General features: G+C 64.9%; 21 protein-coding genes. 8 read left to right on the top strand and 13 right to left on the bottom strand.

The annotated features are described in order from the left end of the window. Positions 1–17: 17 nt before the first annotated feature. Together ptsP and P9228_RS23265 are read right to left on the bottom strand one after the other, a co-directional pair. Positions 18–2,288, bottom strand: a complete 2,271-nt coding sequence (gene ptsP, locus P9228_RS23260; protein WP_127325525.1) for a phosphoenolpyruvate--protein phosphotransferase — start codon at positions 2,286–2,288, stop codon at positions 18–20. A gap of 83 nt (positions 2,289–2,371) precedes the next feature. Beyond that, positions 2,372–3,625, bottom strand: a complete 1,254-nt coding sequence (locus P9228_RS23265; RefSeq protein ID WP_278055902.1) for an aspartate kinase — start codon at positions 3,623–3,625, stop codon at positions 2,372–2,374. 218 nt (positions 3,626–3,843) lie between these two features. Here P9228_RS23265 and P9228_RS23270 point away from each other — a divergent pair, with 218 nt between their 5' ends. From P9228_RS23270 to ubiG, 3 genes are all read left to right on the top strand, one after another. Next, a complete protein-coding gene (locus tag P9228_RS23270; protein WP_278055903.1) occupies positions 3,844–3,993 on the top strand; it encodes a hypothetical protein in 150 nt (49 codons plus the stop codon). A 9-nt stretch (positions 3,994–4,002) separates the two neighbouring features. Beyond that, positions 4,003–4,140 (top strand): hypothetical protein, encoded by a 138-nt coding sequence (locus P9228_RS23275; protein WP_278055904.1) that lies wholly within the window; start codon positions 4,003–4,005, stop codon positions 4,138–4,140. Positions 4,141–4,267: 127 nt separating this feature from the next. Next, the gene (gene ubiG / locus P9228_RS23280) at positions 4,268–5,017 is read left to right on the top strand and encodes a bifunctional 2-polyprenyl-6-hydroxyphenol methylase/3-demethylubiquinol 3-O-methyltransferase UbiG (protein ID WP_095824176.1); all 750 of its coding nucleotides are present in this window, start codon (positions 4,268–4,270) and stop codon (positions 5,015–5,017) included. Between the two features lie 17 nt (positions 5,018–5,034). Here ubiG and P9228_RS23285 read toward each other — a convergent pair whose 3' ends face one another. Continuing rightward, a complete protein-coding gene (locus P9228_RS23285; RefSeq protein WP_278055905.1) occupies positions 5,035–5,949 on the bottom strand; it encodes a DMT family transporter in 915 nt (304 codons plus the stop codon). Between the two features lie 102 nt (positions 5,950–6,051). On the opposite strand from P9228_RS23285, the gene P9228_RS23290 reads away from it, so the two are divergent. Continuing rightward, positions 6,052–6,567: a MarR family transcriptional regulator gene (locus P9228_RS23290; RefSeq protein ID WP_095828469.1), complete on the top strand. Its 516-nt coding sequence runs from the start codon at positions 6,052–6,054 to the stop codon at positions 6,565–6,567. Here the strand turns inward: P9228_RS23290 and P9228_RS23295 are convergent. The 4 genes from P9228_RS23295 to P9228_RS23310 all read right to left on the bottom strand — a co-directional run bounded on the left by P9228_RS23295 (position 6,530) and on the right by P9228_RS23310 (position 8,961). Beyond that, positions 6,530–6,955: a DUF1178 family protein gene (locus tag P9228_RS23295; RefSeq protein ID WP_067319064.1), complete on the bottom strand. Its 426-nt coding sequence runs from the start codon at positions 6,953–6,955 to the stop codon at positions 6,530–6,532. The genes P9228_RS23290 and P9228_RS23295 overlap by 38 nt on opposite strands. Further along, positions 6,952–7,812: a carbon-nitrogen hydrolase family protein gene (locus P9228_RS23300; RefSeq protein WP_278055906.1), complete on the bottom strand. Its 861-nt coding sequence runs from the start codon at positions 7,810–7,812 to the stop codon at positions 6,952–6,954. Before P9228_RS23300 ends, P9228_RS23295 begins: the two co-directional genes overlap by 4 nt. Positions 7,813–7,814: 2 nt before the next feature. Continuing rightward, on the bottom strand, positions 7,815–8,084 hold the full coding sequence (grxC, locus tag P9228_RS23305) for a glutaredoxin 3 (protein ID WP_066990112.1): 270 nt from the start codon (positions 8,082–8,084) through the stop codon (positions 7,815–7,817). Between the two features lie 76 nt (positions 8,085–8,160). Further along, positions 8,161–8,961, bottom strand: coding sequence for a ComF family protein (locus P9228_RS23310; RefSeq protein WP_095799986.1), 801 nt, complete (start codon positions 8,959–8,961; stop codon positions 8,161–8,163). Between the two features lie 64 nt (positions 8,962–9,025). On the opposite strand from P9228_RS23310, the gene P9228_RS23315 reads away from it, so the two are divergent. Continuing rightward, positions 9,026–9,898: a methyltransferase domain-containing protein gene (locus P9228_RS23315; RefSeq protein WP_127241826.1), complete on the top strand. Its 873-nt coding sequence runs from the start codon at positions 9,026–9,028 to the stop codon at positions 9,896–9,898. A gap of 29 nt (positions 9,899–9,927) precedes the next feature. Here P9228_RS23315 and P9228_RS23320 read toward each other — a convergent pair whose 3' ends face one another. The 6 genes from P9228_RS23320 to P9228_RS23345 form a co-directional block, all read right to left on the bottom strand. Further along, positions 9,928–10,116, bottom strand: a complete 189-nt coding sequence (locus P9228_RS23320) for a Flp family type IVb pilin (protein ID WP_082953632.1) — start codon at positions 10,114–10,116, stop codon at positions 9,928–9,930. A gap of 105 nt (positions 10,117–10,221) precedes the next feature. Next, positions 10,222–10,539, bottom strand: coding sequence for a hypothetical protein (locus P9228_RS23325; RefSeq protein ID WP_278055908.1), 318 nt, complete (start codon positions 10,537–10,539; stop codon positions 10,222–10,224). A gap of 182 nt (positions 10,540–10,721) precedes the next feature. Then, complete coding sequence (locus P9228_RS23330) at positions 10,722–11,144, bottom strand: (deoxy)nucleoside triphosphate pyrophosphohydrolase (RefSeq protein WP_278055909.1); 423 nt, start codon at positions 11,142–11,144, stop codon at positions 10,722–10,724. Next, positions 11,141–11,920, bottom strand: a complete 780-nt coding sequence (locus P9228_RS23335) for a GNAT family N-acetyltransferase (protein WP_197507428.1) — start codon at positions 11,918–11,920, stop codon at positions 11,141–11,143. Before P9228_RS23335 ends, P9228_RS23330 begins: the two co-directional genes overlap by 4 nt. Then, a complete protein-coding gene (gene argJ, locus P9228_RS23340; protein WP_095799925.1) occupies positions 11,920–13,161 on the bottom strand; it encodes a bifunctional glutamate N-acetyltransferase/amino-acid acetyltransferase ArgJ in 1,242 nt (413 codons plus the stop codon). Before argJ ends, P9228_RS23335 begins: the two co-directional genes overlap by 1 nt. A 177-nt stretch (positions 13,162–13,338) precedes the next feature. Further along, positions 13,339–14,256 (bottom strand): peptidylprolyl isomerase, encoded by a 918-nt coding sequence (locus P9228_RS23345; RefSeq protein WP_095823957.1) that lies wholly within the window; start codon positions 14,254–14,256, stop codon positions 13,339–13,341. A gap of 263 nt (positions 14,257–14,519) precedes the next feature. Between P9228_RS23345 and secA the strand changes: the two genes are divergently transcribed. From secA to P9228_RS23360, 3 genes are all read left to right on the top strand, one after another. Further along, complete coding sequence (secA, locus tag P9228_RS23350; protein ID WP_278055912.1) at positions 14,520–17,252, top strand: preprotein translocase subunit SecA; 2,733 nt, start codon at positions 14,520–14,522, stop codon at positions 17,250–17,252. 122 nt (positions 17,253–17,374) lie between these two features. Further along, positions 17,375–18,778 (top strand): lipopolysaccharide biosynthesis protein, encoded by a 1,404-nt coding sequence (locus P9228_RS23355; RefSeq protein WP_278055913.1) that lies wholly within the window; start codon positions 17,375–17,377, stop codon positions 18,776–18,778. Beyond that, positions 18,778–20,061 carry a GNAT family N-acetyltransferase gene (locus P9228_RS23360; RefSeq protein WP_278055915.1) on the top strand — a complete coding sequence of 428 codons (1,284 nt, stop codon included), beginning with the start codon at positions 18,778–18,780 and terminating at the stop codon, positions 20,059–20,061. Before P9228_RS23355 ends, P9228_RS23360 begins: the two co-directional genes overlap by 1 nt. The last annotated feature ends 41 nt before the right edge of the window (positions 20,062–20,102 follow it).

Raw genomic sequence — 20,102 nt, forward strand, 5'->3', positions numbered from 1 at the left:
ACCGCCCTCACGTGAATCTAGAGCGGAATGGAGCGGTCGTCGGCAAAGGCTTGCAGCAGCGCCCGCATTGGCGTCCCTTGGACGGGGGCCATCAGATTGTCGCTGAAGAAGGCTTCCAGCTCCTGCAGCGGCAGTTCGGTCAGCATCGCCTTGACCGGGCCGATCGAGGCAGGCGACATCGAGATGGAGCGGAAGCCGACGCCGATCAGCGCCATCGCCGAGATCGGCTTGCCCGCCAACTCGCCGCACAGCGTCACCGGCGTATGGTTGCGCGCGCCGGCGTCGGCGATCTGCTTCAGCACGCGCAGGAACGGCGCCGACAGCGTGTCGAAACGGTCGGCAAGCTGCGTGTTGCCGCGGTCCACTGCCATGACGAACTGGAAGAGGTCGTTGGAACCGACCGAGACGAAGTCGACCGCCTTCATCAACTCGTCGAGCTGGAACAGCAGCGACGGCACCTCCAGCATCGCGCCGAGCTTGAGGCTCGTCGGCAAATGATGCGCAAAACGCGACAGGTGCCGGACTTCGCGGTCGATGATCTCGCGCGCCTGCGCGATTTCCGACAGTTCCGTCACCATTGGCAGCATCAGCTTCAGCTCACGCCCGCCGCAAGCCTTGAGCAGCGCGCGGATCTGTGTCCTGAGGAGGCCGGGGCGGTCGAGAGTGAGGCGGATCGCCCGCCAGCCGAGTGCCGGGTTTTCCTCCTGCACCGAGCCCTTGAAATAGGGCAGCACCTTGTCGCCGCCGATGTCGATGGTACGGAAGGTGACCGGCTTGCCGCGAGCCGCCTCCAGCACATCGCGATAGAGCCGCTCCTGCGCCTCGGCGCGCGGAAAAGTCGAGGCGACCATGAACTGCAATTCGGTGCGGAACAGGCCGATGCCGGCCGCTCCCGATTCTGAAAGCTGCGGCAGGTCGACCGCAAGGCCGGCATTCATCAGGAGATCGACCGGGACGCCGTCCTTGGTCAGCGACGGCTTCTTGCGCAGTTCGCGATAGATTTCCTGCCGCCGAGCTCGGAAGCGGACCTTTTCGGCATAGGCGGCCTCGAGGTCGGACTGCGGCCGCAGGTGAATGGTGCCTTCCTCGCCGTCGACGATGATGGCATCGCCGTTTTCCGCCATGGAGACGGCGCCCTTGACCTGGCCTGCGACCGGAATGCCCATCGCGCGCGCGACAATGACGACATGGCTGGTGGCCGCGCCGTCCTCCAGCACCAGGCCGCGCAGCTTGTCCCTGGGATAGTCGAGCAGTTCGGCCGCACCCATCGAGCGGGCGACGATGATGGCATCCTTTGGCAGCGAGGCCGCGACATCCTCCGGACCGCGCCCCATCAGCTGGCGCAAGAGCCGGTTGGCGAGATCGTCGAAATCGCTCATGCGCTCGCGCAGATAGGGGTCCGTCATGTGCAGCATGCGTGCGCGCATGTCGCTCTGCACCTTCTCGACGGCCGCTTCCGCAGTCAGGCCGTTGCGGATCGCCTCTTCCAGCCGGCGTACCCAGCCGCGGTCGTTGGCGAACATGCGATACGCCTCGAGCACCTCTCGATGCTCACCCTCGAAAGCGACGTCCCGGCGCTCGAGCATGTCGTCGATCGACAGCCTCAGCGAGCCGAGCGAGCGGTCGAGGCGACGCACCTCCTCCTCGCTGTCCTCGTTGAACAGATTGGTGACGACGATGCGCGGCTCGTGCAGCACGACATGGCCAAGCCCGACGCCTTCGTTGAAGGCAAGACCGGTGAAGCTTGCCGGACGGCGCAGGTCAAGTTCGAGGCCCGGCCGGGTGAGACGGGCAAGATCGCCGGTGGCGACCATCTCGGCGATCACCATCGCCGTCGTTTCCAGCGCCTCGACCTCGTCGTCGCGATAGTGGCGCATGGTCTTGTTCTGCACCACCAGGACGCCCAGTGTGCGCCCTGCCCGCAGCACCGGCACGCCGAGGAAGGAATTGTAGATCTCTTCGCCCGTCTCCGGCAGGTAGGCGAAGGCCGGATGCTCCTGCGCGTTGGAGAGATTGAGCGGCCGCGCGCTGGCGGCGATGGTGCCGACCAGGCCTTGCCCGAGCCTCAACTGCGCCAAATGGACGGCGGTGGGGTTCAGACCTTCGGTGGCGTAGAGCTCCAGCACCGAATCGGCGCGCAGCACATAGAGCGAGCACACCTCGGCGACCATGTTGGAGGCGATGTCGCGCACGATACGGTCGAGCCGCTCCTGCGGCTCCAGCGGCTCCTGCATGAGCTCGCGGAGCCGTCTCAGCAGAACGCGCGGGCCACCGGCCATGTCACGCATCGCGGCTTCTTCTCCAATGGGCACGTTGCCCGCCGTAGCTTCCGCCACGGCCGGCGCTCACGCAATAACGGACTCAGTTCTTGCTATTGCTTATCGAGCCCGTAGACGGAATGCAAAGTACGAACTGCAAGTTCCGTATAGGGACCGTCGATCAGTATCGAGATTTTGATCTCGGAGGTGGTGATCGCCCGGATATTGATCGCTTTATCGGCCAGCGCCTTGAAGGCGGTGGCCGCGACGCCGGCATGGCTTCGCATGCCGATACCGATGACCGAGACCTTCGACATGCCGGCTTCCGACTGCACGACGTCGTAGCCGACATCGGCCTTCAGCCGCTCGAGCACTGCCAGCGCCTTGTCGATGTCGCCCGACGGTACCGTGAAGGTCATGTCGGTGAATTTGCCGTCCTCGGAGATGTTCTGGACGATCATATCGACATTGATGTTGGCCTCGGCCAGCGGGCCGAAGATGCCGGCGGCGACGCCTGGGCGGTCGCCGACGCGGCGCAGCGAGATCTGCGCTTCGTCCTTGGCATAGGCAATTCCGGTGACGACCTGCTGTTCCACGATCTCTTCCTCGTCGCAAATAAGCGTTCCGGGCGGATTGAGCAAATCCCCCATTCCGGGCGCGTCGGGATCGTCGAAGGACGACCGCACAAAGGTACGCACCCTGTGCACCATGGCAAGCTCCACCGACCGTACCTGCAGCACCTTGGCGCCGAGCGAGGCCATTTCGAGCATTTCCTCGAACGAAATCTTGGCCAACCGCCGGGCTTTCGGCTCGATGCGCGGATCAGTCGTGTAGACGCCGTCGACATCGGTGTAGATGTCGCAACGGTCGGCCTTGACCGCGGCCGCGATCGCCACGGCGCTGGTGTCGGAGCCGCCGCGGCCGAGGGTCGAGATGCGGTTGTCCGGGCCGATGCCCTGGAAACCGGCGATGACCGCCACCTGGCTCTCGCCGAAGCGCTTGATCAGGAACGCGCCGTCGATGTCGAGGATGCGCGCGGCGCCATGGGCGTTGTCGGTCTTGATCGGGATCTGCCAGCCCTGCCAGGAACGGGCATGGACACCCGTGTTCTGCAGGGTTATCGCCAACAGGCCGGCCGTGACCTGCTCACCGGAGGCGACAACGGCGTCATATTCGCGCGCGTCGTGCATGGGCGAGGCCTCGCGCGTCCAGCCGACCAGCTCGTTGGTCTTGCCGGCCATGGCCGAAACCACCACGGCGACCTCATGGCCGGCATCGACCTCGCGTTTGACATGGCGCGCCACGTTGCGGATGCGGGCGATGTCGGCGACCGAAGTTCCGCCGAATTTCATCACGATGCGCGCCATGGAAGCGAGATGCCTTTGACTGAAGCCGGCTTGGGGCCGGAAAATGGAAAATGCGCCCGGACCAGCCGAGCCGCGGAAATGCGCGGCCTCCTTAGCTAAAACAGCAAGGCTTCGCAAGCGAGGGCGCAGGAGAAGCGGCCTTGGCCCGATTTTTGAAGCCTCCTGGCGGATTCCTGTCGCGCAATGCGATAAACTTGGAAAATCGGATGGAGGAATTCATGACCGAGACGCTGGAGATCGTGACCTTCCGCCTCAAGCCGGATACTGCGGCTGGTTTTGTTGCCCAAAATGGCTTCGTCACCGACTGGCTGGTGCGCCAGCCCGGTTTTCTCAGCCGCCATCTTGGCGAGCGAGACGACGGGAGCTGAGTCGACGTCGTGCGCTGGCAGAGCCTCGAGCAGGCCCAGGCGGCGGCACAGCGCATCATGGCCGAGATCGGCGGTTGCGAGGCCATGCGGGCGATCGAGCCAGCCAGCGTGGCCATGGGTCATGCCGCGGTCGCGCTGTCGGCCTAGGCTCGACCGTCCCTCGTGCCGCTGCGGCTGGTTGGCGGCAACGGAAAAAACCTGCCTTGACTTTCGCTGCCGGGGACCCGACTTCCTAGCGTTCCCCGACTTGCTGGCGTTCGAGGAGACCCGCCCCATGCCTGAGCCCCGCCGATCGACCATAGATGCCGGAGAAGTCGAACGCTTCTCCGCCCTTGCCGCCGAATGGTGGAACCCGAACGGCAAGTTCCGGCCGCTACACAAGTTCAACCCTGTGCGCCTTGCCTATATCCGGGACCAGGTGGCGGCGCGCTTCGGCCGCGATCCGCGCGCGGCCAGGCCATTCGAGGGTCTGCGCTTCCTCGACATCGGCTGCGGCGGCGGGCTTTTATGCGAACCGATGGCGCGGCTTGGCGCGGAAGTGGTCGGTGCCGACGCCTCGGCCACCAACATCGAGGTCGCTAAGCTGCACGCGGCCGAAGCCGGCGTAAATGTCGACTATCGCGCCACCACGGCCGAGGCGCTGGCCGACGCCGGCGAGACATTCGACGTTATCCTCAACATGGAGGTGGTCGAGCATGTCGCCGATGTCGATCTCTTCGTCGCCAAATGCAGTGAGATGGTCCGGCCCGGCGGCATCATGTTCGTCGCCACCATCAACCGCACGCTGAAGGCGCTTGGCCTTGCCATCATCGGCGCCGAGTATGTGCTGCGCTGGCTGCCGCGCGGCACGCATCAGTTCGGCAAGCTAGTGCGGCCGGAGGAGTTGGCAAAGGCGCTTGGCGCGGCGGGGCTGACCATCGTCGACCGGACCGGCGTGATCTATCATCCGTTGGCCGACCGCTGGCAGAAATCCAGGGACATGGACGTCAACTACATGGTGCTGGCCGAAAAAGCCTCGGTCTAAGCGGCCAACTGAAGCGTTTACGCCGCCTGGCTTTGCAGCTTCGGGCTTGGCTGGCTCTGCGCCTTGGTGGTGATGAGCACGCCGGCGGTGATGATGGCCGCGCCCAGCCAGGTCAGAAGCTGATAATGCTCGCCGAGGAAGATCGTGCCGGCAAAGAGCCCGACCGCCGCCGCCACATAGCCGATCTGGCTGAGATAGACCGGCCCGCCGACCGCCTGCAACCGGAAGAAGAAGGCAAACATCGCCGAAGCCGACGCCACCTGTGCGACGACCACCAGCGGCACGCCGCCGAGCGGAGCAAATGCCTGCCAGCCGAGCAGAGTCAGGATGCCGATGAGAAGCAAGGTTGCCGACGCCAGATGGCTGCCAACGGCGAGCTCGATCGGACCGGTGTCCTCGGGCCAGTCGATGGTGCGGTAGATGTTGCCGGCGGCGAGGCTGACGGGGATGAGAAGGCCGACCGCCACCCAGAAATATTCGGCCGGCTGGCCGGCCTCCCCACGCGTCAACGCGACCATCACCGCGCCGATAAAACCAACGATAATGCCGATGACGCCGAGCAGGTTCGGTCGCCGCACCCCAAGCAGGATCGAGAACACCAGCGTGATGACCGGCGACAGCGTGAACATGATGCCCGTGTAACCCGCGCCGAGATGCGGGATGGCCGAGAACATCAGCAAGTTGGGAAAGGCGTAGCAGATGGCTGCGGTGATGAAGAAATAGCGCAACTTGTGCGCCGTGAGCCGGATGCGCTGACCGAGCAGCAGAAGCGTTATCAGCAACACGCCGCCGGCACCGAACGAGATCACGAAAGCCCAGGCCATTGCCGGGACACCGGCCGCCGTTGCCAGCTTGCCGAAGGGGAGCGTCATGCCGAGCAATCCGCCGGTGACGATCAGAAGACCCAGTGCGGAGTCCCAGAGCAATTTCATCTGCGTGATCCTGTGGCTACGCGGCCAAGCTTGGCGGCCGCTCCAACTTGGGATAATATAGCGTAAAGATTCTCAATATCAAGATACTTTACGGTGAGGCACATGGACCGTGCGGCAAGAGCGATGGAGCAATGGCGCAAGGAACGGCCGGACCTCGACGTCTCGCCGATGGGAGTGATCGGGCGACTGAACGAAGCGTCCTCGCTGATCGCGCGCGACCGGCTCGCGCCGCTCTTTGCCCGTTTCGGCCTGCAGCAGGGCGAATTCGACGTGTTGGCCACGCTTCGCCGCTCCGGCGCGCCTCACGCGCTGACGCCGACCGAGCTCTACGAGGCGACGATGGTGACCTCCGGAGCAATGACCGCCCGGCTCGACCGGCTGGAAAAGGCGGGCCTGATCCAGCGCGCGCCGCATCCCAGCGATCGCCGCGGCGTTGTGGTGCAACTCACCTCGAAAGGCCTCGAACTCATCGATGAGGCCCTTACCGCCCACGTCGCGAATGAGCATGAAATCCTCGCCGGGTTGGCGCCAGAGGACCGGAAAATGCTCGCCACACTGCTGAAAAAGCTGATCGGAACTCTTAGTTCCGGTCCTCCGGAAAGCTCGGGATCGGCATGAATTCGACGCCGTCCTCGGCGAGGCTTTTCGCCTCGTCCGGCGTAGCCTCGCCATAAATGCCGCGCGGATCGGTCTCGCCGAAATGGATCTTGCGCGCTTCCTCGGCGAACTTGTCGCCGACATAGTCGGCATTCTCGCGCACCTTGTCGGCGAGCGCCTTGAGCTGTGCCAGCGCCTGTTTCTGCGCGTCGCCCATGGCCAGCGCCATCTTCTCCTGCTTGCGTGAGGTGGAGACCGCCGGCGCCATCAGCGCCTTCTCGACCTTGTGCGAGCCGCAGATCGGGCAATCGATGAAGCCGCGTTTCTTCTGCGTGCCGAAGTCGTCATTGCTGCGGAACCAGGCTTCGAATTCGTGCTCGTGTTCGCAGATGAGCGAAAAGCGGATCAAGAGGCTGCACCCCTGAGACGCGGCGCCTCGCCGGCATTGACGGTGAAATCCCGCGCGTTCTTGAGATTGGGAATCTTGCGACGCGCCGCAGCCGACTGCGCCGGGTCGATCTCGGCGACGATCACGCCGGGCTCGTCATGCGCGGCCTCGGCGATGATGCGTCCCCACGGATCGACGATCAGCGAATGGCCGTAAGTCTCGCGGCCGTCCTCGTGCAGGCCGCCCTGCGCGGCCGCGATGAGATAGGCGCCGTTCTCGATCGCGCGTGCCCTGAGCAGCACGTGCCAGTGCGCCTCGCCGGTCTGGCGGGTGAAGGCTGCAGGCACCGAAAGCACCTGAGCCCCCGCCAGCGCTTCGGCACGGAATAGCTGCGGGAAGCGCAGGTCGTAGCAGACGGCGAAGCCCAGCTTCACGCCGTTGACATCGGTGACGACGCCCTCCGTCCCCGGCTCGTAAGAGGCGGATTCGCGCCAGCTCTCGCCGTTGTCGAGGTCGACATCGAACATGTGGATCTTGTCGTAATTGGCGATCATGGCGCCGTCGGGCGCGAACAGGAACGCCCGGTTGGCGAGCTTGCCGTCGGCGCGCAGGATGGCCGTCGAGCCGACATGCAGGAAAATGCCGAGTTCCTGCGCAAGTTTCCGCGCCGTCGAAACGACGACGTCCTTGTCTTCGCTGGTGAAAGCGGCGGCACCAGCCTGTTTGTCGCGGATGAGCGCGCCGGTCATTTCCGGCGTCTGCACGTAGGTGGCGCCCTGCTGTGCGGCCTCGCGGACCAGCTTTTCCATGGCGGCCGCGTTGCGCTCCGGGCTGGTGCCCGAACGCATCTGCACCGCCGCCGCCTTGAAAACGCTCATGATCAAACCCTCGCCCCGTTGGCAAGCAACACGTCCAGCCGGCCCTCGGACTCCAATTCATGGAGGTCGTCGCAGCCGCCGACATGCGTGTCGCCGATGAAAATCTGCGGAAAAGTGGTGCGCCCATGCGCCCGCGAAATCATTTCCTGGCGCAATTCCGGCGAGAACGACGCGTCATGCTCGGTATAGGCTACACCCTTGCGCTCGAGCAACCGCTTGGCTGCGGTGCAATAGCCGCACATCATCCGGGTATAGATCGTCACATCAACCATCGATCAGCAATCCTGCCTGCGCCCATCGCCCAGCGGTTATGCGAAAGCGACATGCACCAAAACAACAACTTAAGCCCTATATAGTTGCAGACTCATCGGCCCGGAAGTCCCCCGGCAGGACGCGGGCAAAGGTCAGCACGTCGACCGCTCCGGCGCCGCCTTTCTTCAGCGCCTTGGCCACCGACCGCACGGTGGCGCCGGTGGTGAAGACGTCGTCGATGACGAGCACCCTTCGGCCGGCGATCTCGATTTCCGCCTCGGGCGGGACGCGGAAGGCGGCGCGCACATTCTCCTCGCGTTCGTGCCGCTCCAGCCCGACCTGCTGGCGGGTGAGTTTTACGCGCCTCACCGCAGCCGGCGCGAAAGGCAGGCCGCTCAGCTTCGAAACCGCCCGTGCCAGCTCCGCCGACTGGTTGAACTGCCGCCGGAAGAAGCGTCGCCAATGCAGCGGCACCGGGACCACGACATCGGCTTCAGCGATCAGTTCGGCGCCGGCGCGCATCATCCAGCGCGCCATCCAGGGCGCGAGATCGGTGCGATCCTGGTATTTCAGCCCTTGCACCATCTGGCGCGCGACCCCTGAATAGACGACCGCCGCCCGCGCCCGCTCGAAAGGCGGCGGATCGGCGATCGCTTCGGCGGAAAGAAAACCGTCGCCCATGTCATGCGTAAACGGCGTGCCCATCACTGGACACCAAGGCTTCTCCAGCAGTCGAAGCTTCGGCCAGCAGGCGCCGCACAGCACGCCAGGCTGCGAGACGTGGCGGCGGCAGCCGGCACAGACCGGCGGAAACAGCAGGCGCGCCGGCCAGCCCAGAGCCTGCCGCGTCATGTCCTTCATCGCAATGGTCTTGATCTTGCGCACCGGATCGGCCACGTGAAGCGAAACCCCGCGCCACCATAGCATCGGTCAGGCACGCACCGACAACAGGAATAACCCATTGCAGCCTTTGATCGACACGGAGCTCTGGCTTGCGCACAAACGCCGGGCGCTGATGCACCCCGTCGACGGAGCCGATTTCCTGATGCGGCGGGCAGCGGAAGACCTTGCCGACCGGCTGGGCGCCGTCGAGCGCAAATTCGGCAAGGCGGCGGCGCTGTTTTGCCAGACATCGGCCGCGACCAGGCTGCTCGCCGGCAGCGGCAAGGTGGCCGACACAGTGCGCGTGGAAACAGACGGTGCCTTCCTTGCCGGAGAAGCCGGCATCGTCGCCCCGGCGGAGACCGTGCCGTTCGAGGCCGAGAGCCTCGATCTCGTCGTCTCGCTGCTGTCGCTGCAGACGATGAACGACATCCCCGGCGTGCTGGCGCAGATCCGCCGCGCGCTGAAGCCCGACGGGCTGTTCCTCGGCGCTTTAGCCGGTGCCGGCACGCTTTCCGAGTTGCGCGAGAGCCTGCTTGCCGCCGAGACCGAGCTTTACGGTGGCGCGAGCCCTCGCGTCCTGCCGTTCACCGATGTGCGCGACGCCGGCGCGCTGCTGCAACGTGCCGGCCTGGCGCTGCCGGTCGCCGACGTGGAGACGGTCACGGTGCGCTACGATTCGCTGTTCGGACTTGCCGCCGACCTGCGCGCCATGGGCGAGACCAGCCCGCTTTTGGACCGCAGCCGGCGTCCCGCCACCCGGCGGCTGTTCGCCCGCGCCGCCGAAATTTATGCTGATCGGTTTTCCGACCCGGACGGCCGCATCCGGGCAAGCTTTTCGATTGTGTGGATGTCCGGCTGGGCGCCCGATGCCTCACAGCAGAAACCGCTGAAGCCTGGCTCGGCCAAGGTCTCGCTGAAGACGATCCTCGAGAAGCCGACGGGGCACTGACCATGCGCGCCGCGGTCTGACCGATGCGATCAGTGCTGGGCAAAGGCGTTGGCAAGCCTGCTGTTGTTGTCGGAGAACAGCCACTGGATCGCGTCGGCGGCCTTGCCGACGCCGCCGACGATTACAAGCGACAGCACGGCAACGATCAGGCCATATTCGATGGCCGTGGCGCCTGATTCATCTTCTATGAATTGCTGCAGCAGGTTTTTCATGGTCATCGATCCCTCTTGGCGGGAACCATAGCGCCTACCCGTTAAGAAAGGTTAACGGCAAAAGCTTAACGGGCGGTGAAATAGCGGTTTCTTGCTGAATTTATTAACCAATTAGCACTCGCCGTAGCGGCTGCCATCGTTGCGGATTACGCAAACGGAATTTGGCAGCGGCTGCAGCACGCTTCGCCGCAGGGTGTAGGTATCGCGGCGACCGATCGAACCGGTGCTGCTTAGGTCGAGTCCGCCGGTCAAGCTCTCGCGCGCGCCCTGCGGACGCAGCTGGCTGTCCAGGAAAGGCGTCGCGATCAGAGCCAGCGCCACCGCGGCCGACCCGAAAAGCAGGGTGATCCGCAAGATACCCATGCCGGCATCGGCGGCGCGGAAAGCGCGGTCGGGCCGGATCGAGTCCCATTCTCTGTCGAGGCTCATGGATTGGCTCCAATCAAAATCGGCATGCCGCCGCGCGGACGATTTGCCTCAATTTTCCATGTCGAGATAAATCTTCCATTAACGCTGCCTAAAGCAGACGGAGCAAACGGCAGCTTGGAGCAATTCCGGCCGCAGGTCGCCAAATCAGCATTTTGGTGGAAACGCTGAAGCGGCTGTGACGATCACAAGAGATCGATGAGGAACTGGATCAGCGGCGCGTCCGCCGGCGGCATCGGGTAGTCGCGCATCTGGCGCGGCCTGACCCATTTCAGCCCCTGCCCTTCCCTCGGCTGCGCAATGCCGCGGAAGCGCCGGCAGATGTAGAGCGGCATCAGCAGGTGGAAATGGTCATAGCTGTGGCTGGCGAAGGTGAGCGGCGCCAGGCAGGGGATCTCGGTCTCGATACCGAGCTCCTCATGCAGCTCGCGCACCAGGCATTCCTCGGGCGTCTCGCCTGGCTCGACCTTGCCGCCCGGAAACTCCCAAAGGCCGGCGAGCTGCTTGCCCTCGGGACGCTGCGCCAGAAGCACGCGTCGGTCGGCGTCCACCAGCGCGCAGGCCGCGACAAGAAGCAGGCGCTTTCCAGCTGGCGTGATCTCGTTCATGCGTCCGGCCGCCGGCGATAATGGTAGCGATAGACTTCCTCGAAGCCGAGCGACCGGTAGAGCGACAGCGCCGCAACATTGCCGGCTTCTACCTGCAGCCATGCTTCGCGCGCGCCGCGCAGCCTGGCCCATTTCAGCGCCGACAGGATGAGGTTGCGGCCGTGGCCCTTTTTGCGCGCCGATTTTTCGGTGGCGACCTCGAACACGCCGGCGAGATCGCCGTCGTGGACGCAGATCAGCGTTGCCAGCGGCTCATTGCCGTCCTCGAGCGCAAACAGCCCCGCCTCAGGCTGGATTGCGCCGATGACTTCCGAGAGGCCGGCTCGCAGCGAGGCGTCCGAGCCGTTCGTCCTGATCGCCGCGCCGATGAAGCGGCTGATGTCTTTCAGCGGAATCTGGTCCATCGCGGCGTCGAGTTGCGCCTCCTTGAGCGGCAGACGCATCACCACCGATTCGTCGAACCGGCTCCAGCCTGCATCGTCGAGATGCGTCGACAGCACCTGCCCCGAAAGCGGCGACATACGAAAGGTCAGCGGCCGGCCGTAAGCCTCGAAGCGACGGCTGGCGCGCACGATGCGTTCGGCAATGGCATGCGTGTCGCCGGGATCGAGCGGATTGACCGAATTCAGGCGCTTCGCCGGATGGCCCGCCGTCAGCCGCACCAACCATGTCCCGTCATAGTGAACGGCCGCCGCCGGCCAGGCGCGAAAGCCCGCCGCCTCGTAGCGGCGCACGATCGCGAGCACGCTTGCCGGATGCGTCGACACCGGTGCCATCAGCTCCGGTAGTCGCCATTGATGGCGACATATTCCTTGGTGAGGTCGCAGGTCCACACCGTCGCCTTGCCGCGGCCGATGCCGAGGTCGGCGCGGATGCGGATGTCGTCGCGCTTCATATAGGCCGAGGTCGCTTCTTCCGAGTAAGCCGGATCGCGCTCGCCCTCATGCGCCAGCCGGTTGTCGCCGAACCAGATCGACAGCCGGTCGCGGTCGGCCGGCTCGCCGGCCTTGCCGACGGCCATGACGACGCGGCCCCAATTGGCGTCCTCGCCGGCGACCGCAGTCTTAACCAGCGGCGAGTTGGCGATCGAAAGCGCGACGCGCTTGGCCGAGCGCGCGGATTTGGCGCCGGTGACGGTCACCTCGACCTGCTTGCGCGCGCCTTCGCCGTCGCGCACCACCTGCAGCGCCAGCGACTTCAGCACCTTGCCGAGTGCGCGGCGGAAGGCGCCGAGCCGCGCATCTTTCGGGTCACTGATCTGGGGCGCGCCGCGCGAACCAGCCTTGCCGGTGGCGAAGAAGAGCAGCGTGTCGCTGGTCGAGGTATCGCTGTCGACAGTGACCGCGTTGAAGGTCTTTGCCGTGCCGCGCGACAACAGATCCTGCAGCACCGGGGCTGCGATCGGCGCGTCGGTGGCGATGAAGGAGAGCATCGTGGCCATATCGGGCGCGATCATGCCGGCGCCCTTTGCGATGCCGTTGATGGTGACATCGGCGTCGCCGAGCTTCACCGTCTGGGACGCCACCTTCGGATAGGTGTCCGTGGTCATGATGGCCTTTGCCGCCTCGGTCCACAGGTCCGGTTTGCCGTTCTTCACCAGGCCGGCGAGCAGATGGCTGAATTTGTTGGTGTCGAGCGGCTCGCCGATAACGCCGGTCGAGGCCAGGAACACTTCGCTCTCGGAGCATCCGGCGGCCTTCGCCGCCGCCTCGCCGGTCAAAGCCGTCGAAGCGCGGCCCTTCTTGCCGGTGAAGGCGTTGGCATTGCCGGAGTTCACCACCAGCACACGCGCCTTGCCGGCGGATAGGTTCTGGCGGCAGTAGTCGACCGGCGCCGAGGGGCATTTCGACTTGGTGAAGACACCGGCGACCGCCGTTCCGGGATCGAAGACCATGGCAAGCAGATCGGTGCGATTGCGATATTTGATCCCGGCCTCGGCGGTAGCGATGCGCACGCCCTCGATGACCGGCATCTTGGGATATTTCTTCGGTGCGAGCGGCGAAATCGTTGCGGACATGGGACCCCGGAGCGGCAGAACGCAAATAGGAGGCCGGTTTGCCCGATAGCGCGCGCTGGCGCAAGAGCGTTCTGGCCGCGCTTCATGGGCTCTCTCGGGGTGCGCGGCATAGCGCGCGCCTGAAATGCGAAAGGGCGCCCGAAGGCGCCCTTAGCAGCATCTTTCAGGCTGGCCGGCTTACTTGCCGCTCTCCAGTGTGTCGACCGCCGACTTCAGCTTCGCGTCCGGGATCTCGATCTTGGCGGCGCCGCGCAATTCCTTGACCATGGCGAAATACTTGTCGCGGATGACGGCCTGCTTGGCCTGGTCCTTGACGTCGTCGAAGGCCGGCGGCTGCTTGGCGCGCTTGTCCTCGACCTTGATGACATGCCAGCCGAACTGCGACTGCACCGGCTCCTTGCTGTACTTGCCGACATCAAGCGCAAACGCGGCCTTGTCGAACTCCGGCACCATCTGTCCGGGACCGAACCAGCCGAGGTCGCCGCCATTCGACTTGCCGCTCGGGTCGCTGGTGTGCTCGTTGGCGAGCTTCTGGAAATCGGCGCCGCCGTCGAGCTGCTTGATGATCGCCTCGGCTTCTTCCTTCGTCTTCACGAGGATGTGACGGGCGTGGATCTCATTGACCGGCGGCGTGTTGGCGATTTCCTGGTCGTAGCGGGCGCGGATATCTGCATCCGTCACCTTGTCGACGACTTCCTTCTCGACGACCTCGCCGTGCAGGGCGCGCTGCTGCAGGAAGGCCATCCGACGCAGGAAATCGGCATCCTTGTCGAGGCCGCTGTCGACCGCTTTCTTGGCCATGACGCGGATTTCAATGGCCGCCGAAAGAGCAGCGGCGCGGCGCTGTTCCGGCGGCAGCTGCGCGAACTGCTGCGACAGCTCGCCTTCGGCCAGCGCGAGATCGGCCTCGGTCAGCTTCTCGCCGTTGATGGTGGCGACCACGGCGTTGGGATCCACGGGAGCGGCTGCGGGAGCCGCCGCGCCCGGCTGGGCGGGCTTGGTTTCCTGCGCCATCAGCGGCGACAGCGAAAGAGCCGAGAGCCCGAAGGCCAAGCCAAGGCTGGCGAGCGACGCGCGGCGGAACGACAGGGACATCAAGATAACTCCAATGGGGATTGCCGATAAGGATCGCTTGAACGGGAAGGTTCCAGATCAGTCCGATTGTGGCGGAATTTGGCGCTGCCCATAGGGCTAACGCGGCGTTGACATCAGTTGAGCCCCCTCTTATCTGTCCAACGACTTGGCGTCCAGAACCGTTTTCCGGGCGCTTTTTGCGTTTGTCCGCATTCACGCGGATTTGATGGGCCCGCCAGGCGCCTGTCGCAAACGGCTAAAATTGCTATCGAAAGGACCATTGGATGGTCAGTCTCGGCGCTCTCGCGCGTAAGGTTTTCGGCTCTTCCAACGACCGCCGAGTCAAGGCGACAAGGCCCCGGGTCGAGGCCATCAATGGGTTGGAAAACGAGATGCGGGCGCTCTCCGATGCCGAGCTTGCCGGCCGCACCGAGAAATTCCGCCAGGACTTCGCCAATGGCGCCTCGCTCGACGACCTGCTGATACCGGCCTTCGCAACAGTGCGAGAGGCGGCCCGCCGCGTTCTCGGCATGCGTCCCTTCGATGTCCAATTGATCGGCGGCATGGTGCTGCACAATGGCGGCATCGCCGAGATGCGCACCGGTGAGGGCAAGACGCTGGTCGCCACCTTGCCGGTCTATCTCAACGCGCTCGCCGGCAAGGGCGTCCATGTCGTCACGGTCAACGACTATCTTGCCAAGCGCGACGCCGAATGGATGGGCCGCGTCTACAAGTTCCTCGGCCTCACCGTCGGCATCATCGTACACGGCCTCTCCGACGACGAGCGCCGCGAGGCCTACGCCGCCGACGTTACCTACGCCACCAACAACGAGCTCGGCTTCGACTATCTGCGCGACAACATGAAGTATGAGCGCTCGCAGATGGTCCAGCGCGGCCATGCCTACGCCATCGTCGACGAAGTCGACTCGATCCTTGTCGACGAGGCGCGCACGCCGCTGATCATTTCCGGTCCGCTCGAGGACCGCTCGGAAATGTACAACACCATCGACGCCTTCATGCTGAAGCTCAGCCCGGCCGACTACGAGGTCGATGAAAAACAGAAAACCACGATCTTCACCGAGGACGGCACCGAGAAGCTGGAAAACATGCTGCGCGATGCCGGCCTGTTGAAGGGCGAGTCGCTCTACGACGTCGAGAACGTCGCGATCGTCCACCACGTCAACAATGCGCTGAAGGCGCACCTGCTGTTCCAGAAGGACAGGGACTACATCGTGCGCAACGGCGAGATCGTCATCATCGACGAGTTCACCGGCCGCATGATGCCCGGCCGCCGCTATTCGGAAGGCCTGCACCAGGCCCTCGAGGCCAAGGAGCATGTGCAGATTCAGCCGGAGAACCAGACGCTGGCCTCCGTCACCTTCCAGAACTATTTCCGCCTTTACAAGAAGCTCGCCGGCATGACCGGCACGGCGCTGACCGAGGCGGAGGAATTCGCCAACATCTACAATCTCGAAGTCACCGAGATCCCGACCAACCTGCCGGTCGCCCGCAGGGACGAGGACGACGAGGTCTACCGGACGGTGGAAGAGAAGTACAAGGCCATCGTCAAGGAGATCCGCGACGCCCGAGAGCGCGGTCAGCCGATCCTGGTCGGCACCACCTCGATCGAGAAATCCGAGCAGCTGGCCGAGCGCCTGCGCAAGGAAGGCGTCAAGAATTTCGAGGTGCTCAACGCCCGCCACCACGAGCGCGAGGCGGCTATCGTCGCCCAGGCCGGCAAGCCCGGCGCCATCACCATCGCCACGAACATGGCTGGACGCGGTACCGACATCCAGCTCGGCGGCAATGCCGACATGCGCATCGCCGAAGAACTGGCGGATATGCCCGCCGGCCCGGAGCGCGAGGCGCGCGAACAGCAGATCCGCGACGACGTCGCGCAGCTGAAGGAAAAGGCGCTGGCCGCCGGCGGACTCTACGTCTTGGCCACCGAGCGCCATGAATCGCGCCGCATCGACAACCAGCTGCGCGGACGTTCCGGCCGCCAGGGCGATCCTGGCCGTTCGAAATTCTTCCTGTCGCTGCAGGACGATCTGATGCGCATCTTCGGCTCCGAGCGCATGGACGGCATGCTGCAGAAGCTCGGCCTCAAGGAAGACGAGGCCATCATCCACCCGTGGATCAACAAGGCGCTGGAGAAGGCGCAGAAGAAGGTCGAGGCGCGCAACTTCGACATCCGCAAGAATCTGCTGAAATACGATGACGTCTCCAACGACCAGCGCAAGGTGGTTTTCGAGCAGCGCATCGAGTTGATGGATGGCGAAGGCCTGTCGGAGACGGTCGCCGAGATGCGCGAGGGCGTCATCGAGGAAATCGTCGCCAAGAACATCCCGGAAAACGCCTATGCCGAGCAGTGGAACGTCGCCGGCCTGAAGGAGGAAGTGGCGCAGTACCTCAATCTCGACCTGCCGATTGAGGACTGGGTCAAGGAGGAGGGCATCGCCGAGGACGACATCCGCGAGCGCATCTCGGCCGCCGCCGAGGCAGCCGCCAAGGAACGCGCCGAGCGCTTCGGCCCCGACGTCATGAGCTATGTCGAGCGTTCGGTCGTGCTGCAGACGCTCGACCATCTGTGGCGCGAGCACATCGTCAACCTCGACCATCTGCGTTCGGTCGTGGGCTTCCGCGGATATGCCCAGCGCGATCCGCTGCAGGAATACAAGGGCGAGGCCTTCGAGCTGTTCCAGGGCATGCTCGGCAATCTGCGCCAGGCCGTGACCGCGCAGCTGATGCGCGTCGAGCTGGTCCGCCAGGCGGCTGAAGCGCCGCCACCGTCGGCGCCGGATATGTTCGGCAGCCATATCGACGGCACCACCGGCGAGGACGACTTCCAGGGCGGCGAGACGGCGTTGTTGGTCCGCCAGGAATCCCATGCCATGGTGGCACCCGAAAATCGCGATCCGAAGAATCCCGCGACTTGGGGCAAGGTCGGCCGCAACGAGGCCTGCCCGTGCGGCTCCGGCAAGAAATACAAGCACTGCCACGGCGCCTTCGCCTGATCCCCTTCACTTCTTCTTCCCGGATATGACGGGGAGAAGGAAGCCCTCCACCCAACCGTTTCTTAATGTGTTTCGCATACACCGAAACCTTGGAAACAGGCGGAAAACGGAGAGTATTCGGGGTGCGCTTTTCCGCGGCGACGACTGCCGGGCGGTTCTTGCCGCAGCGCTGGGCGCTGCGCATGGGGCCGCTGCTTGGCCGCATCGACGCCGTGCTGTTCAGCGCCGACGAACGCGGCGAAGCCGGCCGCATGTCGCTGATCGCATTCACCATCCGCATCGTCAGCGCGGTCATCGCCTTCGTCAGCCAGGTGCTGATGGCACGCTGGATGGGCTCGTTCGAATACGGCATCTTCGTGCTGGTCTGGGTGACGATGGTCATCGTCGGCAACCTCGCCTGCCTCGGCTTCCACACCTCGGTCATCCGTTTCATTCCCGAATATCGCGAGCGCGGCATGCTCGCCGAGCTGCGCGGCATCGTGCTGGCGAGCCGGCTGTTCGTGCTGGTCGCCTCGACGGTGATCGCGGGGCTGGGCGCGCTCGGCGTCTGGCTCGCCTCGCCCTGGATCGAGAACTACTACGTCATTCCCTTCATCCTCGGCGTCATCTGCCTGCCGATGATCGCGATGGGCGACCTCCTGCAGGGACTGGCGCGGGCGAACTCATGGGCGCTGTTCGCGCTGTCGCCGACCTATCTGGTGCGGCCGGTGCTGATCCTGGTGTTCATGGCGCTTATGCTCGCCATGCACTACGTGCCGGACGCCAAGACCGCGATCTTCGCCTCGATCGCCGCCACCTATGCCACGACGCTCGGCCAGCTGATGGGCGTCACCTCGCGCATGGACAAGCAGATCCCGGCCGGGCCGATGACCGTGCATTTCGGCCGGTGGTTCCTGGTCTCGCTGCCGATCTTCCTGGTCGAGAGTTTTTTCTTCCTGCTCACCAATGCCGACGTGCTGATGGTCGGCGCCTATCTCGAGCCCAATGACGTCGCCGTCTATTTCGCCACCGTGAAAACGCTGGCTCTGGTGCATTTCGTCTACTTCGCCGTCAAGGCGGGCGTTGCCCAGCGCTATGCGCAATTCACCCATGGCGAGCCGGAAAGGCTCGCCGCCTTCGCCCGCGAGACCGTCTCCTGGACCTTCTGGCCCTCGCTTGCGATGGCGCTGCTGGTGCTGGCGCTCGGCGAGCCGATGCTGGTGCTGTTCGGCCCCGAATTCAGCGCCGGCTATCCGCTGCTTTTCCTGCTGGTGTTCGGCGTCGTCGCGCGCGGCGCCGTCGGCCCCTGCGAAAGCCTGCTCACCATGAGCGGCAACCAGAACATCTGCGCCGCCGTCTATGCCATGACGCTTGCGCTGAATATCGCTCTCAATGTGGTTCTGATCCCGCTCTTCGGCCTTTGGGGCGCGGCGATCGCCACCAGCCTCGCCATGGTCTTCGAGGCCGGCGCGCTGTCCTTCACCGTCTGGCGCAAGCTCGGCATCGTCATGGCGATTTTCGTGCCCGCAAACAAGGAAGTCGCCTGATGGCCGCCATTCCGCTGCTTGAAGAGACCAGCGGCGGGCCCGCCGGCGCCATGGTGTCGGGCCTTGCCGGCCTCGTCAGGGAGGCCGATCCCGCCCATATCGAGCTGTTCGCCAACAACCGGCCGGAGCGCAAGCTCGCGATCTATCCCGCCTCGGCCGGCTTCGACCTGGTCGAGGAGCTCGACTATCTTAGCGCCCGCACGATCGAGCCCAACGTCTTCTTCAACCCGCGCTTCCTGGCGCCGGCCATGCCGAGGCTCGAGGACCGCGAAGTGCGGCTGGCGGTGATCCGCGACGGCGACGAGTTCCGCAACCGGCTGCGGCTCCTTGTGCCGTTCTCGGTCGAGCGCCCCGCAATTCCGCTCGGCGTCCCGGTCATGCGCACATGGTCGAGCCCGTTCGGCCCGCTCGGCACGCCGCTGGTCGATCGTGACGATCCGGTCAGCGTCATCGAGGATTTCTTCTCGATGCTGTCCAGGCCGCATCTCAAATTGCCGAAGGTCTTCGTGCTGCCCGACATCAAGCTGGACGGCCCGGTGGCGAGCCTCCTCACCTCCTTTGCCGACAGCCGCGGCCTGACCCTGGTCGTCACCGGCAAGGCCGAGCGCCCGGTGCTGGAAAGCGATGCCGACGGCGACGACTACCTCAAGGCCTCGCTGCGCGCGCATCACTATCGTGAATTCCGCCGGCTCAAGCGGCGCCTCGCCGGCCTTGGCAAGCTGGACCATGTGGTGGCGCGCGGACCGGACGAGATCCGCCACGCCATTGAAAGCTTCCTGACACTGGAGGCGGCCGGCTGGAAGGGCCGCGAGCGCACGGCCATGGCGATCGACCGCTACCGCGCCGCCTTCGCCCGCGAGGCGGTGCACAGGCTCGCCGAGCACGACATGTGCCGCATCCACACACTGACGCTCGACGGCCGCACGATCGCTTCTGTCGTCGTCTTCGTCGAAGCGGGCGTCGCCTACACCTGGAAGACGGCCTATGACGAGACGCTCTCGGCCTATTCGCCGGGCACGCTGCTGATGATCGAGGTGACCAAGCAGCATCTCGATGATCCCAATGTCGCCATGACCGATTCCTGCGCGGTGCCCGACCATCCGGTGATGAGTCGCCTGTGGACGGAGCGCAAGCCGATGGGCACGCTGGTGGTCGGCCTGACGCCCGACGCCGACCGGCCGGCCCGCCAGGCGGCCTCGCAGCTCCATCTCTACCGCGAGACCCGCAACATGGCGCGGCTCCTGCGCAATCGCATGCGGAGCCTCTTGAAAGGCGCTAGATGAAAGGCCGCATACCGGCTATGGCATCCGGCGGCCGAGCCGCC

The organism is Mesorhizobium sp. WSM4898 (assembly GCF_029625845.1).
Classification (GTDB): Bacteria; Pseudomonadota; Alphaproteobacteria; order Rhizobiales; family Rhizobiaceae; genus Mesorhizobium.